Below are 13,899 nucleotides of genomic sequence, written 5' to 3' on the forward strand. Positions count from 1 at the left end.
AGGTTTTCCGCGTTTCGCGAAGCATGACGCTACGCAAGCACATCCGCGAACCCGCCGACTCGCGCGCCGAGCGCGCGGATCGCGGCGGCCACCTTTGGCGACAACAGCGCCTGCAACTCGTCGGCATGCCGGTAGTCGTGCATGCCCTCGCTCAGCGCGTCACCGGCCAGCGCCGGATGACAATAGATTTCGCCGACGCCATGCGGCAGATTCGCGAGCGCGGCGAGCCAGCTCGCCTCGTCCATGCGCCCGCTCGCCGCAATGCCGACCACGTAGTCGTTGTGCGCGATCCCCGCGCGCTCGAGCCGCGTCTTCACGTGCGCGACCCACGGCCGCAGCCACAGCGGCGCGTTCGCTTCGAACGGCAGACGCATCGCCTTCATGCCGTAGTCGCGGCCGATGTCGAGGATCAGGCCGAGCACGGTCGGATGCAGATGAAAATGCTTGTGCGTGTTCACGTGATCGAGCCTGAGGCCGGTCGCGGCGAAGGCTTCGAATTGCGCGCGGATTTCGTAGGCGAGTTGCCGGCGCACGTGCGGCAGAAAGAAGAAGCGCACGCCGTCGCGCACCATGTTGCTGCCGAAGCGGCCGTTCTCGTCGAGCAGCGCGGCGACCTGCTCGCGCGGCGCCAGCGCGGCGCCGTCGGCCAGCACCAGATGCAGGCCCACGCGCAGTTCCGGCAGCGTATGCGCGCGCGCAACCGCGTCTTCGGCGGCCGGCGCGCCGACCATCAGACTCGCGGCGCGCAACACACCCTTGCGATGCGCGCGCTCGACCGCGAAATTGACGCGCTGATGCAGGCCGAAATCGTCGGCGGTGATGATCAGTCCGCGCGGTTGGGCCGGTTTGCCGCGCGCTGTCACGTGAGGCTGTCCAGCCGGCCGCTGCGCTCGGCGGACGGCGTGCCGAGCCGCATGCGCTCGCCGCGCCACACGACGTGCGAACCGAACGCGCTGACGAGCCACTGAAGCGCGAGCAGCGTATCGCGCAACGGTACCAGCGGCAGATCGCGCCAGAACGTGCGCGCACGGCGCGCCGCACGCAAATGCAGCAGCAGGCGCGCACCAACGCAGAGCGCGGTCGCCGACGCGCTCGCGACCACCGCCGCGAACGGCGCGTGAGCACAGGTTGCGAGCGACACCGTCAGCCCTGCGCTCGTCAACAGCCACGGTGTGGGGAATGTGATCAGCAGCGACACGAAACCCGGCGGATTGACCGAGCGGATCGTGCGCAGCCAGCGCGTTTCGCGCTGCCACAGCGCCGCGAAGGTCGGCTCGATCACGTCGGTGGCGACCATCACCCGCGACAGCACCGTTTGCAGACCGAGAGCGCGCACGTGCTCGGCGAGCCAGTAGTCGTCGGCGAGGCAGTTTTTCAGCGCCTCGAAGCCGCCGATGCGCTCCAGCGTCGCGCGCCGCAACGCGAGAGTCGCGCCGAAACCGAAGCGGCGCGAGCCCATCGCATGGGCGACCCGCACCGACGGCGCGAACCACTCGTTGATGAACAGCGCACCGACGCGCGGCCAGAAGCCGCCGACGCCGCGCGCGACGTACAAGCACGTGACCACGCCGACGCTCGGGTCCGCGAGCGGCGCGGCGACGCTGTCGAGATAGTCGGAGTCGACCGCGATGTCGCTGTCGGCGATCACGATCACGTCGTGGCGAGCGCGTGCGGCCATGTTGATCAGGTTGCTGACTTTCAGATTGCTGCCGTGTACGCGCGTGTCGATCGCGAGCTCGATGTCGCACTTGGGATAGGCGGCCTGCAAGCGGCGCACCACCGCGATGGCGGGATCGTGCGGCGACGACACGCCCAGCACCAGCTGAAAATGCTCATGCCGCTGCTCGCAGAAGGTCCGGAGATTCTCGTAGAGACGCGGCTCGGCGCCGCACAGCGGCTTCAGCACGCTGACACCGACCTGCGCGAACGGCCCGCCTGGTCCATCGGACGAACCCACTAGCGAACCGCCGTACGCGCCATTGACCGCCCTGCCGCCATGATGGTTCGATTTATGCCGCGCGGTGAAAAACGGCATGGCGAGCGCGGCGGCTACCGTGTAGATCGAAGCGCTAACGCAGCCGGCCAACAGAAGCCATTGACATGCAATCAACGCGTGGGCCGCCATCGTGTGTCGTCCGTATCCGTCAGTGCTCGGCCAGCACGAACGGTTGCCCCGTTAGCCGGAGGTGAAGCACGACGAGCCACCGGCGTGGACAGTTCGCTGAGATCACGGCGGGCCATGCGCCGCGAGCAGCGCGAATCGCGTAGTCGCGCCGCACCGCGAGCTCGAAGGCGACCTGGGAGAATTCGCGCGCAATCACCACGCCGCCGATGATCAGCGCGAGCGCGAACAGCCTGAACGATGCTGAAGCGAAAAAAGCGTCAGAGACCGGCAGTACAGGCAGCGCGATGCACAGCAGCGCTTCGGTGCCTGCGGCGGTCAGAGACGCGACTAGCAAATGGGCTCGTAGCATGTCGATGGTGACTCGCTTCATAACGTGCCTCGTGCGGGGCCTTGCAGCCTGACCGGATGCTGGCATTGGGCGGGACTCGTCGATACCGTCCATTGACGCTATCGACCAGCATAAAGAATGCCTCGCGCGTCGCTCCATCGAAGTCCTTACGATCAGGTTGCGATGGCCTGACGACAACCTGGTCTCGCACATGCATCACGATCTGCGACGACCATTTTATAGCGCGTCGATGGTATCGATTCAAGCTGAAGGAAACCTTAAGCATCGGCATGGCATAAAGCGGCTAACGAACGGCGTGGTTACACTTCGAAACACCGGCGGATTGTTCGTATAGACGCATCAATGCCGCTTGCATAAAAATGCAGGACGTTATGCAATAAATCCTCACATGGAATATTTGCCTCATGCGCTTACTCCTCGTAGAAGACGACGAGCTCATCGGCTGCGGTGTGGAAGCGGGCCTTCGCCAGGCCGGCTTCACGGTCGACTGGGCACGCGACGGCCACAAGGCCGGCCTCGCGCTCGACACGACTCAATATGCATTGGTGGTACTCGACCTCGGCCTGCCACGCGTGAGCGGCACGGAGTTGCTCAAACGCATGCGCGACGCCGGCAATGACGTGCCGGTGCTGGTGTTGACCGCGAAAGGCACGGTCGTCGATCGCGTCGGCGGTCTCGAAGCGGGCGCCGACGACTATCTCGGCAAGCCGTTCGATCTCACCGAACTGGTCGCGCGGTGCCGCGCGCTGTTGCGCCGCGCACAAGGTCGCAGTATCGATTTGATTCGTTACCAGAATCTGACAGTGAATCCGGCCGCGCAAACAGTGCAGATCGACGAGACGCGCGTGCCGCTTACATCGCGCGAATGGGCGATTCTGCTGCAACTGCTGACCAATCTCGGCATTCCGCAGTCGCGCTCGCGGCTCGAAGAAAGCCTGTACGGCTGGCAGGAAGAAATCGAAAGCAATGCGATCGAGGTGCATGTGTCGAACCTGCGCAAGAAGCTCGGCGCAAATCTGATCAAGACCGTGCGCAACATCGGCTATGTGATGGAGAAAGAATGATCGGTCCGTCGATCCGGCGGCGCCTCGTGCTGCTGGTGCTGGCGAGCATCGCGCTCGTCTGGGGCGGCGCGCTCGTGTCGAGCTACCGGCAGGCGACGCGCGAAGTCGGCCTATGGGAGCAAGCCCGCCTCGCCGAACTCGCGCAGATGCTCGCGCTGCTCGATTCGGCCAATCTGATGACGCTCGCGAATGCGCGCATCGACCTGCGCGAAGAAGAGCGAAACGGCGAAGCCGGCGCGAACAACTACGATGACGACGACACCCTGCCGCGCGATGCGCTTTTCCAGGTGCGCTCGGCCGACGGCGTCGTGCTGGCAGGCAGCCCGCAACTGCACGCGCTGGCCGCGTGGGATTTGCCGTTGCCGCCGGCGAGCGGCTCGCAAGACGTGATGCTGGTCGGCGAGCTCTATCACTCGTTCACGTTGCGCGAGACCGTGCTCGGTCACAGCGTGCGCGTGTTCGAGCCGGCCAATACCCGCAGCGACCTGGTGAGCGAAATCGCGAGCCGCATCGCACGGCCCACGCTGATCGCGCTGCCGGTGCTCGCGGTGCTCGTGTGGTTCAGCATCGGCTGGAGCCTCGCGCCGCTGAAGGTGCTATCGGCCGCGCTCAGTTCTCGCGACATCAACCGCATGGAACCGGTCGGCATCGGCCGCACGCCGCTCGAGGTGCGCCCGCTCGTCGATGCGATCAACCAGATGCTCGCGCGTCTGCAGCATGCGCTCGAACTCGAGCGCGCCTTCACCGCCGACGCCGCGCACGAACTGAAGACGCCGCTCGCCGCGATCAAGGTGCAGGCGCAGGTTGCGCTCGCGGAGCCCGACATCGGGCTGCAGCGGCTCGCGATGGAGCGCGTCGTGCAAGGCGTCGATCGCAGCGCCCGGCTCGCCGAGCAGTTGCTGCTGCTCGCGCGGCTCGACGTGCAGGAGAAGCTGCCCACCGAGCCGGTGAAGCCGGCCGCGATCGCGAGAGATACGCTGCTCGCGAACCGGCGTAATGCGCAGCAAAAGCACATCAACGTGATGCTGGTCGGCGACATGCTCGCCGAGATCGATGCGGAGCCGGTGCTGATCGGCATCCTGCTCGACAATCTGCTCGACAACGCGATCAAGTATGGACGTACGGGGGGCAATATCGAAGTCGCGGTGCGCCATGCCGACGAGCACGTGCAGCTGAGCGTGCGGGACGACGGTCCAGGCGTCGGGCCAGACGATCTCGCGCGCCTCACGAACCGCTTTTTCCGCGCGACCGGCAATCAGGCGACCGGCAGCGGGCTGGGGTTGTCGATCGTTGCGCGGATCGCCGAGCATTTCGGCGCGAGTCTGCAGCTAGGCGCGGGAATCGGGGGCCAGGGGCTTGCAGTGCGGGTGTCGTTTCCGGCCTATCGCGCGCCGCGCTGACGGCGCGCGGTATGCGCGTCGAAGACGCGAGCGGGAAGCGGAAACCGCGCGCCGATCGCTCAGCGCCGCTCGCCGCCGCGGTTCACGTCAGCGACGCCCGAACGCTGTTTGGCCAGCCCGGCGCCCACCCCGTGCGGCGCGGCATGCGGCCGCGCGCCGCCGGACGCCTCGAACAACTGCCACGCGATCAGGCCCGGCACGAACACCAGCAGATCGCGAATGCGCCGCGCGGCCGCGAGCGCAAGACAGGTGGCGGGATCGAGCCCGAGTGCGCCGCCAATCAGTACGAAGGCGCCCTCCTGCACGCCGAGACCGCCCGGCACGAAGAACGCGGCGCTGCTGACCGCCTGGATCAGCGATTCGATCACGATCGCCTCGACGAGCGTCACGCGCGCGCCGAGGAAATACAGCGCGAGCCAGATTTCCAGCGAGGTCAGCACGCATTGCAGCGGCTGCCAGAAAAACAGATAGCGCAGCACGACCGCGCGGCGTCGCCAGATCACTTTGATCGATTGATCGATCTGCGCGGACTGCCCGACCAGCGCGGTCAGCTTGCCGCTCGTCATATTGTTTGCCACGCGCGTGATGCGCTCGAACGGATTCGCATGCTGCACGAGCCCGAACAGCAATAGCAGCGGCGTCAACGCGACCACGCCCCACGCGAGCTGCCCGGCAAGCCGCAGCGCGCCCGATTGCGCGTTGGCGAACAGAAAGCCGATGCCGACCATCGTGAACATCAGCTGACTGATCAAGGTCAGTTGCATATCGACGATGGTGCTGGCGACCGCTGTCGATGGCCGGACGCCCCAGCGCTTGAACATGCGGAACGCCACGAGTTCGCCGCCGATCCGCGCGACTGGCAGCATGGAGTTGACCGATTCGCGCACCCATACCAGATGCATCATCCTGCCGAAGCTCGGGCGATTCGCGCCGCGAATCAGCGAGCGCCAGTCGCAGGCGTTGGCGACCATTGGCAGCACGTGCGCCAACGCGGCCAGCACGAGGCCCGCGCCGGCCGCGCGCAACGCGCTGAGCACCGCGCGCGGATCTTCGCGCCAGACCAGCCACAAAGAGATCAGCAAACCCGCGAGCGCGGCCGCGCGGCCCAGATGCTTCATCATGCGGGCACCTCGCATGCGACCAGGATAGACCTGATGCGCCGCACGCCGCGTGCCGCGGTATGGGTTGCCGTATGGGTTGCCGAGTGCGCCGCCGCCTGTGCCGCCGGGCCGCTGCCGTGCGTCTCGAGTGCGGTGCTGTGTCGCCCGCTCGATCCTTCTTCGCTCATTGCCCGCCCAATCTGCCGTTCGTTCGTCATTCGTCCTGTGCCGCCGACAGCAGCCCGTCGCCGTCGACCTTGAAGCTGAAGCCCCGCCAGATCACCCGCGACGAGCGGAAGCTCGCGACGAAAATCGCAAACGATACGATATCCCATAACGGCAGTAGCCACAGATCGCGGCAGCGCTGACGCAACGCCCTATCCGCGCGCCACTTCAACGCGACACGCGCGAGCACCGTCACTGCCGCGAGCAGCCACGCCCACGGCGCGCCGCCCGAGCACGCGAGCGCGAGCAGCGCGAACGGCAACGGATGCACGAGCGCGGTGCCGAAGTGTCCGAGCGGATCGATGCGGCGGATGGTGCGGCTCCAGCGCAGTTCGTGCGTCACCAGTTGCGCGGCGCTCGTTTCGACACAGGCATGCGCGATCGCGAACGGCGGAATCGTGACCTGCTCGCCCGCCGCGCGCACCGCCGCGCCGATTTCGTAGTCTTCGGCCAGGTGCCGCACGAACGGCTTGAAGCCGCCGATCCGCTCGTAGGTGTCGCGCCGCATCGCAATCGTCTGACCGAAGCACGGGCGCGCGAGCCCGAGCGCGAGTCCGGTGACGACGCCCGGCAGGAACTGGTAGTTGGTGGCGATCGCCGACAGCCGCGGCCAGAATCCCGGATCGGGCTGGCCGCGATACGCGCAGGTGACGAGCCCGACGCCCGGCTTCTGCAATTCGCCGATCACGTTGCGCAGATAGTCGGGGCCGACGCACACGTCGCTGTCGGCGAACACGAGCACGTCGTGGCGCGCCTGCGGCAGCATGTTGAGGATGTTGCTGATCTTGCGGTTCGGGCCGTACAGACGCGCATCGGCGACCACGGCGATGTCCGCCCGCGGATGCAGGCGCCGCAGTTCGTCGACGGTTCGCAGCGCGGGGTCGGCCGAGTCGTGCACGCCGAACAGGAATTGTACGGGCCCCGGATAATCCTGGGCGCAGAAGCTCGACAGATTATCGAGCAGCGCCCACTCGTTGCCGTGCAACGGTTTGATAACCGTAATGGGTGGAAAACTGGAGGGTACGGCCACCGGCCTCGCGAAGAAGCGCCCGATCAGCGCGCTCGCGAGCACGGTATAGCCGATGCCGACAACAGTCGCCGCCGCGCACGCGTACGCGAGCGTGACGGCGGCGATGTGTACGGCGCTCACGCCTCGTGCGCGCGCAGGAAGCGGAAAAATTCGACGCCTTCGCGCAGGCGCCGTTTCATCATGTCCCAGCTCGTCAGCATTTCGCGCAGGATCTCCCAGATCTTCGACGGCCGGAAATAAAAGCGTTTATAGAAGTTCTCGAGCTGGTGGTACATCTCGTCGCGCGACAGATGCGGGTAGCCGATCGCCGCCAGTTGCACGCCCTGCTTGCTGACGAGATTGATCACCTTGTTCTCCGCGAGCCAGCCGCTCTCGACCGCCTGGTGATAGAGCCGGGTGCCCGGATACGGCGCGGCGAGCGACACCTGGATGGTCAGCGGATTGATCTCTTTCGCGTACTCGATGGTCTTCTGGATCGTTTCCTGGGTCTCGCCGGGCAAGCCGATAATGAAGGTGCCGTGCACCTTGATGCCGAGCGTGCGGCAGTCCTGCGCGAAGCGCCGCGCGATGTCCGTGCGCAGACCCTTCTTGACGTTCAGCAGGATCTGGTCGTCGCCGGACTCGTAGCCGACCAGCAGCAGGCGCAGGCCGTTTTCCTTCATGATCTTCAGCGTCGAGTAAGGCACGTTGGCCTTCGCGTTGCACGACCACGTGACACCCAGCTTGCCCATGCCGCGCGCAATTTCCTCGGCGCGCGGCTTGAAGTCGGTGAACGTGTCGTCGTCGAACATGATCTCCTTGACTTCGGGCATGTTGTCGCGAATCCACTTCACTTCCTCGAGCACGTTCTCGACTGAACGCACCCGATAGCGATGGCCGCCGACCGTTTGCGGCCACAGACAGAACGTGCACTTCGAGCGGCAGCCGCGGCCGGTGTACAGCGACACGTACGGATGCTTCAGGTAGCCGTTGAAGTAGTTCTTGATGGTCAGATCACGCTTGTAGATCGGCGCGACGAACGGCAACTCGTCCATGTTCTCGAGGATCGGGCGCGCTTCGTTGTGCTCGATCGAGCCGTCGGGGGCGCGATAGCTCAGGCCCAGGATCTGCGAGAACGGCTTGCCCTCGGAGATTTCCTTGCAGGTGTAGTCGAATTCCTCGCGGCAAACGAAGTCGATGGCCTCGGTCGCGATCAGCGAATTATGCGGATCGACCGCGACCTTCGCGCCGACCATGCCGATCAGCAGCGACGGCTTGCGCTTCTTGAGGTCCTGGGCGAACAGTGCGTCGGTCGGGAAGGATGGCGTGCTGGTGTGAATCACCACCAGCTCGTATTGCGAAGCGATGTCGAGAGCTGCTTCGACGGACAGGCCGTCTGCCGTTGCGTCGAGCACGCGGCTGTCGGGAACGAGTGCGGCGGGTTGTGCGAGCCACGTCGGATACCAGAACGAGCGAACTTCACGCTTGGCCTGATAGCGCGAACCCGCGCCACCATCGAAGCCGTCGTACGACGGCGCCTGCAAGAACAGAGTTTTCATGGATGCTCCAGCAAGCCTTTATAGGCGCTTTCAGTTTTCAGTCAGGAATCTATCTGTTCCATTGCCCGAATGCAGGTCGTGAAAGCCTGTGCTCGAGCCGCACGTAGCGGCGGCCGCGGTCCTGAAAGGCCACGGGCAGTGGCGCAAATAGTACGGAGCAAAGCTGAAGGAAACCTGAAGAATAATACTGCGTTCAGACCGTCCGCGGCATGCTCCGAGGGGTCGATTTGTGCGATCGACGCGCTCGTGTAGCCGTGTCGCATCGATGTCGTATCGGTGTGGTACATGCATAGGTTGTCGGGTGGTTTGCGGGCTAGCCCCACTGGCGCCTCCGATGCATATCGCATTCACGGGCGCGAACGCGCGGCCCGACGCGTCGCTTATTGCGCAAGATGCCTTGCCCATTCGAGCCAGCCGAGATTGAGGGCCGCGTTTACCACTACGCCCGTCGCCGACGCGAGCGCGGCGATCATGGTCCAGAAGGCCGAGCGCCGCGCCGCGCGCGCCGAAGTGTGCGCGGCGGCCGCCGCGTCGCGCGACGCGCTCGCTGCCGCCTGCGCGATATGCGACGACGCCTCCATGCGCGCGAGCGACCTCAGCGCGAAACCGCGCTCGTCGTCGTGCGTGGCCGCGGCCGCGTCGTGCTCCGCTTCCGCGCGCTGCGCCTGTTCGAACAGATAGCGATGACAGAACGGTGTAAGCGGTTCGTCGGGATAGCGCGCGGCGAAGGTCTTCGCATAGGCGGCGCCGCCATTGCGCTCGATCTCCGCGTAGGCGGCGTCCTTATCCATCGTTACCTCGCATGCGGATGAACCGCCATGCCGACGTCACACGGGCTTGATATCGGCCGCCTGCTTGCCTTTCGGCCCCTGCTTGATTTCGAAGCTGACTTTCTGGTTTTCCTGCAACGACTTGAAACCTTCGGAGCGAATCTCCGAAAAATGCGCGAACAGATCTTCGCCGCCGTCATCGGGGGTAATGAAGCCGAAGCCCTTCGCGTCGTTGAACCATTTCACTGTTCCGGTTGGCATGGCGATGTCCTCGTGATGCGCTGTAAAAGCGGTTGAATGGATGAAGCGCTGCGTTTCGCAGGCGTTTCGTGCGGCGCTGACGCGGCACCTCGGCGTGACCCGCAGAGTCGCTCCGGTGCCAAGCCTCAGCAAACCGCATGCCACGAGCGGACGCCCGCGGTCCGCGTCCGGTGCGATTGCCCGCAATCAGATAAGATAATTGATATCGGCAATTCATTCATGGCCGCGTAGGTGTGCCGCCCCGTGCCGCACAACCACGCGGCCTGTTGTTTTCCCTCTCACAGGAACCCAGCATGGCCATCTCGAGCTATACCGATACCCGTCTTCTGATCAACGGCGAATGGTGTGACGCCGCCAGCGGCAAGACCCTCGACGTGATCAACCCCGCGACCGGCCAGGCCATCGGCAAGGTCGCGCATGCCGGCATCCCCGATCTGGACCGCGCGCTCGAAGCCGCGCAGCGCGGCTTCGAAGCCTGGCGCAAGGTGCCGGCCAACGAGCGCGCCACCATCATGCGCAAGGCTGCGGCTCTCGTGCGCGAGCGCGCCGCCGACATCGGCCGCCTGATGACGCAGGAACAGGGCAAGCCGTTCGCCGAGGCGCGCGTCGAAGTGCTGGCGGCCGCGGACATCATCGAATGGTTCGCGGACGAAGGCCGCCGCGTGTATGGCCGCATCGTGCCGTCGCGCAACCTCGCCGCGCAGTCGCAAGTGCTGAAGGAGCCGATCGGACCGGTCGCCGCGTTCACGCCGTGGAACTTCCCGGTCAACCAGGTCGTGCGCAAACTGTCGGCGTCGCTCGCCTGCGGCTGCTCGTTCCTCGTGAAGGCGCCGGAAGAAACCCCGGCGTCGCCGGCGGCCCTGCTGCAGGCGTTCGTCGAAGCCGGCGTGCCGGCCGGCACGGTCGGCCTCGTGTTCGGCGATCCGGCCGAAATCTCGAGCTACCTGATCCCGCATCCGGTGATCCGCAAGGTTACGTTCACCGGCTCGACGCCGGTCGGCAAGCAACTCGCGGCGCTGGCCGGTTCGCACATGAAGCGCGCGACGATGGAACTCGGCGGCCATGCCCCGGTGATCGTCGCAGAAGACGCCGACGTCGCGCTCGCGGTCAAGGCAGCCGGCGCCGCGAAGTTCCGCAACGCAGGCCAGGTCTGCATCTCGCCGACGCGCTTCCTCGTGCACAACAGCATCCGCGAAGAGTTCGCCGCGGCGCTCGTCAAGCACGCTGAAAGCCTGAAGCTCGGCGATGGTCTCGCCGAAGGCACGACGCTCGGACCGCTCGCCAACGCGCGCCGTCTGAGCGCGATGGCCAAGGTCGTCGACGACGCCCGCAAGACCGGCGCGAAGGTCGCGACGGGCGGCGAACGCGTCGGTACCGAAGGCAACTTCTTCGCGGCCACCGTGCTGACCGACGTGCCGCTCGAAGCCGACGTGTTCAACAACGAGCCGTTCGGCCCGGTCGCCGCGATCCGCGGCTTCGACAAGCTCGAAGAAGCGATCGCCGAAGCGAACCGTCTGCCGTACGGCCTCGCCGGTTACGCGTATACGAAGTCGTTCGCCAACGTGCATCTGCTGTCGCAGCGCATGGAAGTCGGCATGCTGTGGATCAACCAGCCCGCCACGCCGACGCCGGAAATGCCGTTCGGCGGCGTCAAGGATTCCGGCTACGGCTCGGAAGGCGGCCCGGAGGCGATGGAAGCCTACCTCGTCACCAAGGCTGTCACGGTGATGTCGGTTTAATCACCTGATTTGATCACCTTGATCGCGCGCTTCGGTAACGGCGCCGCGGCTTTGCCGCTCGCGTCGTTCCCGAGCACGGATCAACCGGTCTGCCAGGTCCACGAGTGTTCCGCTCGCGGACCTTTTTCATTGCCATGAACGATATCTCCGCGGAATCGATGCAACCCACGCTGAGCGGCTCGTTCGTCGAGTTGCGGCCGCTGCGCGAGGACCACGCGCAGGCGCTCGTCGACGCCGCCGCCGATGGGCAACTGTGGGACATGAAGCTAACCGTCGTGCCGGGCCCGGCGACGATCGATGCCTATATTGCCAGGGCGCTCGCCGGCCGCGCTGCCGCCAGGGTGATGCCGTTCGTGATCGTGCGGCGTGACGAGGATGACGGGAATGACGGCGCCGGCCGCATCGTCGGCAGCACGCGGTTCTGGAAGATCGATCGCGCGAACCGCAAGCTCGAAATCGGCCATACGTGGCTCGCCGCCTCGGCGCAGCGCTCGGTCGTCAACACCGAGGCGAAGTATCTGCTGCTGTGCCACGCATTCGACGTGATGCGCTGCGTGCGCGTGCAATTCACGACCGACGAGCTCAACGACAGATCGCGCGCGGCGATCCTGCGCATCGGCGCGAAACAGGAAGGCATCGTGCGGCACGAGCGGATCATGCCCGATGGGCGCAAGCGCAACTCGGTGCGCTTTAGCATCATCGACGACGAATGGCCCGCGGTGAAAGCGATGCTCGAAACGAAGCTGGCGCGCTGAGCGGCGCGCCAGCTCCCTGCCCCGCTACTGACTCATTCAAACAGGTGCATAGCGCTACTCATTGAGCGGCGCGGCCTGCGTCACCGTGGCGAACTCCTCGCGCAGCGTGCCGCGCGGATGATGCCGGCGCACCCACAGCGCCGTGAGGATCGGCACCAGAATCGCGGTCACGAGGCAAGCGGTGGCGACCATCGCGGTGGCGGCCGGCACCAGCGGTTTGAAGCTCGGAATCATGTCGGCGATGATCGCCGGATTCGCGACCGCCGCCCCCGCCGTCGACGACGCCGCGAGCCCCGCCGCGCCATTGCCGCCCGCGATCCAGCGATCAGCCAGAATCAGCGGCACGCCGGTCACGACGATCACGCCAAGCCCCAGCACGATGCCCGGCAAACCGCTCGTGACGATCACGTTCAGATCGATGCCGTTGCCGAGCGCAAAGCCGAAAAACGGAATCAGCGGATGCACGCAGCGGCCGAACAGCTCGCGCAGCTCGCTATCGAAGTTGCCCAGTGCAAAGCCGATCAGAAACGGCAGCACCGCGCCGACGAACAGCCGCGGCTCGAAGAACGCCACACCCGTGGCTCCAAGAATGATCATGCTGATCAGCGGCCCCGATTCGACCGACATCAGCACGAACGCGCCCGCCTCTTCCTTCGTGCCGTACTGTTGCATCACGGCCGCGTAAAGACCGCCATTGGTCATGTCCATCGAGGTCGTGATCGCGAGCAACGACAGCCCCGCGAAGAGCCCGCTCTTGATGCCGTCGATCGGAATGAAGCGCGCCGCGATCAGCGTGACGATCCACGCGACCAGCATCTTGGTGGCGAGCAGCGTGCCCGACTTGCGCAGCACGGTGCCGGTCGCGCGCAGGTCGATCGTTGCGCCCATGCAGAAGAACCATACCGCCAGAATCGGCACGGTGCCGGTAATCAGGCCGTTGGTGAACGAGCCGAAATATTTGCCCGCGCCGGGCGCGAACGTATGCACACAGGCGCCGAGCAGTAGCGGCACCAGCATCAGGCCGCCTGGAATGCGGTCGATGGCCTTCTTGATCTTCATGTCTCCTCCATGGACGGTGACGTCCTGTTATCGGATCAATGACCCGTGTTGGTGTCCCGGTCTGCGCCGGGCTCTCCCTGTCCGGCGCAATATAGCATCATGAAAGGAACGCCGTTCCGCTTGATTTCTTAAACCTGACTATCGTTTACCCGGTCGGCCTCATTACCCCATTCTAGCCGCAATCGCTCGCCGAAAAGTTTTCGGACCGATGTTCCGAAATTGCGATTCTGCGTTACAGTCTCGGCACAAGGCGGCACCGCGCCCCGCATACCGACAGGAGAATGATCAATGGACGTGAGACAGGCCGAGCCGCACGAAACACGGCATATCGTCGTGCGCAACGAGCAGGCGGTGATCTCGCCGAGCTCGTCGATTCATTCGGGTGTCGGCACGCGCGCGTACACGTTCATCTGGGGCATGGTCGGTGGGAACCAGGTGTTCGGCGACATGGACCATCTCGCGGTTCGCGAGTTGCGCTGAGCGA

Annotated in this window: 13 protein-coding genes and 1 pseudogene; 5 read left to right on the forward strand and 9 right to left on the reverse strand. The window is 65.4% G+C overall.

Features of this window, described 5'->3' with window-relative positions:
• Positions 1-29: 29 nt before the first annotated feature.
• Genes hpnK through AB3X86_RS04020 form a run of 3 tightly spaced genes read right to left on the reverse strand, consistent with a single transcriptional unit; the run spans position 30 to position 2,495 of the window.
• The gene (hpnK, locus tag AB3X86_RS04010; RefSeq protein WP_368595019.1) at positions 30-863 is read right to left on the reverse strand and encodes a hopanoid biosynthesis-associated protein HpnK; all 834 of its coding nucleotides are present in this window, start codon (positions 861-863) and stop codon (positions 30-32) included.
• Complete coding sequence (gene hpnI / locus AB3X86_RS04015) at positions 860-2,125, reverse strand: bacteriohopanetetrol glucosamine biosynthesis glycosyltransferase HpnI (protein ID WP_368595020.1); 1,266 nt, start codon at positions 2,123-2,125, stop codon at positions 860-862. The genes hpnK and hpnI (AB3X86_RS04015) overlap by 4 nt, the downstream gene beginning before the upstream one ends.
• Positions 2,126-2,144: 19 nt before the next feature.
• Positions 2,145-2,495, reverse strand: a complete 351-nt coding sequence (locus AB3X86_RS04020) for a hypothetical protein (protein WP_368595021.1) — start codon at positions 2,493-2,495, stop codon at positions 2,145-2,147.
• A gap of 383 nt (positions 2,496-2,878) precedes the next feature.
• Between AB3X86_RS04020 and AB3X86_RS04025 the strand changes: the two genes are divergently transcribed.
• Positions 2,879-3,538, forward strand: a complete 660-nt coding sequence (locus tag AB3X86_RS04025; RefSeq protein WP_368595022.1) for a response regulator — start codon at positions 2,879-2,881, stop codon at positions 3,536-3,538.
• Positions 3,535-4,938, forward strand: coding sequence for an ATP-binding protein (locus tag AB3X86_RS04030; RefSeq protein ID WP_368595023.1), 1,404 nt, complete (start codon positions 3,535-3,537; stop codon positions 4,936-4,938). The genes AB3X86_RS04025 and AB3X86_RS04030 overlap by 4 nt, the downstream gene beginning before the upstream one ends.
• 59 nt (positions 4,939-4,997) lie before the next feature.
• On the opposite strand, the gene AB3X86_RS04035 is transcribed toward AB3X86_RS04030, so the two are convergent.
• The 5 genes from AB3X86_RS04035 to AB3X86_RS04055 form a co-directional block, all read right to left on the reverse strand.
• Entirely contained in the window at positions 4,998-6,059 is a 1,062-nt protein-coding gene (locus AB3X86_RS04035) for a lysylphosphatidylglycerol synthase domain-containing protein (RefSeq protein WP_368595024.1), read from the reverse strand.
• Positions 6,060-6,252: 193 nt separating this feature from the next.
• The gene (hpnI, locus tag AB3X86_RS04040) at positions 6,253-7,413 is read right to left on the reverse strand and encodes a bacteriohopanetetrol glucosamine biosynthesis glycosyltransferase HpnI (protein WP_368595025.1); all 1,161 of its coding nucleotides are present in this window, start codon (positions 7,411-7,413) and stop codon (positions 6,253-6,255) included.
• Positions 7,410-8,831 carry a hopanoid biosynthesis associated radical SAM protein HpnJ gene (hpnJ, locus tag AB3X86_RS04045; protein WP_176108403.1) on the reverse strand — a complete coding sequence of 474 codons (1,422 nt, stop codon included), beginning with the start codon at positions 8,829-8,831 and terminating at the stop codon, positions 7,410-7,412. The genes hpnI (AB3X86_RS04040) and hpnJ overlap by 4 nt, the downstream gene beginning before the upstream one ends.
• 380 nt (positions 8,832-9,211) lie before the next feature.
• Entirely contained in the window at positions 9,212-9,622 is a 411-nt protein-coding gene (locus tag AB3X86_RS04050; protein ID WP_176369188.1) for a hypothetical protein, read from the reverse strand.
• 36 nt (positions 9,623-9,658) lie between these two features.
• On the reverse strand, positions 9,659-9,862 hold the full coding sequence (locus tag AB3X86_RS04055) for a cold-shock protein (protein WP_007181784.1): 204 nt from the start codon (positions 9,860-9,862) through the stop codon (positions 9,659-9,661).
• 293 nt (positions 9,863-10,155) lie between these two features.
• Here AB3X86_RS04055 and AB3X86_RS04060 point away from each other — a divergent pair, with 293 nt between their 5' ends.
• The gene (locus AB3X86_RS04060; protein ID WP_176108401.1) at positions 10,156-11,601 is read left to right on the forward strand and encodes an NAD-dependent succinate-semialdehyde dehydrogenase; all 1,446 of its coding nucleotides are present in this window, start codon (positions 10,156-10,158) and stop codon (positions 11,599-11,601) included.
• Between the two features lie 134 nt (positions 11,602-11,735).
• Positions 11,736-12,356: a GNAT family N-acetyltransferase gene (locus AB3X86_RS04065; RefSeq protein WP_368588741.1), complete on the forward strand. Its 621-nt coding sequence runs from the start codon at positions 11,736-11,738 to the stop codon at positions 12,354-12,356.
• A 54-nt stretch (positions 12,357-12,410) separates the two neighbouring features.
• On the opposite strand, the gene kdgT is transcribed toward AB3X86_RS04065, so the two are convergent.
• Entirely contained in the window at positions 12,411-13,415 is a 1,005-nt protein-coding gene (kdgT, locus tag AB3X86_RS04070) for a 2-keto-3-deoxygluconate transporter (RefSeq protein WP_368595026.1), read from the reverse strand.
• A gap of 306 nt (positions 13,416-13,721) precedes the next feature.
• On the opposite strand from kdgT, the pseudogene AB3X86_RS04075 reads away from it, so the two are divergent.
• A pseudogene (locus tag AB3X86_RS04075) lies at positions 13,722-13,895 on the forward strand (5-dehydro-4-deoxy-D-glucuronate isomerase); the annotation flags it as partial.
• Positions 13,896-13,899 lie beyond the last annotated feature (4 nt).

It is taken from the genome of Paraburkholderia sp. BR14374 (assembly GCF_040948685.1).
Lineage (GTDB): Bacteria > Pseudomonadota > Gammaproteobacteria > Burkholderiales > Burkholderiaceae > Paraburkholderia > Paraburkholderia youngii.

Excerpts from the sequence above, each read along its gene's own strand:
- hpnI (WP_368595020.1), bottom strand. The coding sequence starts at position 2,125 with ATGGCGGCCCACGCGTTGATTGCATGTCAATGGCTTCTGTTGGCCGGC.
- AB3X86_RS04020 (WP_368595021.1), bottom strand. The coding sequence starts at position 2,495 with ATGAAGCGAGTCACCATCGACATGCTACGAGCCCATTTGCTAGTCGCG.
- AB3X86_RS04025 (WP_368595022.1), top strand. The coding sequence starts at position 2,879 with ATGCGCTTACTCCTCGTAGAAGACGACGAGCTCATCGGCTGCGGTGTG.
- AB3X86_RS04030 (WP_368595023.1), top strand. The coding sequence starts at position 3,535 with ATGATCGGTCCGTCGATCCGGCGGCGCCTCGTGCTGCTGGTGCTGGCG.
- AB3X86_RS04035 (WP_368595024.1), bottom strand. The coding sequence starts at position 6,059 with ATGATGAAGCATCTGGGCCGCGCGGCCGCGCTCGCGGGTTTGCTGATC.
- hpnJ (WP_176108403.1), bottom strand. The coding sequence starts at position 8,831 with ATGAAAACTCTGTTCTTGCAGGCGCCGTCGTACGACGGCTTCGATGGT.
- AB3X86_RS04050 (WP_176369188.1), bottom strand. The coding sequence starts at position 9,622 with ATGGATAAGGACGCCGCCTACGCGGAGATCGAGCGCAATGGCGGCGCC.
- AB3X86_RS04055 (WP_007181784.1), bottom strand. The coding sequence starts at position 9,862 with ATGCCAACCGGAACAGTGAAATGGTTCAACGACGCGAAGGGCTTCGGC.
- AB3X86_RS04060 (WP_176108401.1), top strand. The coding sequence starts at position 10,156 with ATGGCCATCTCGAGCTATACCGATACCCGTCTTCTGATCAACGGCGAA.
- AB3X86_RS04065 (WP_368588741.1), top strand. The coding sequence starts at position 11,736 with ATGAACGATATCTCCGCGGAATCGATGCAACCCACGCTGAGCGGCTCG.
- kdgT (WP_368595026.1), bottom strand. The coding sequence starts at position 13,415 with ATGAAGATCAAGAAGGCCATCGACCGCATTCCAGGCGGCCTGATGCTG.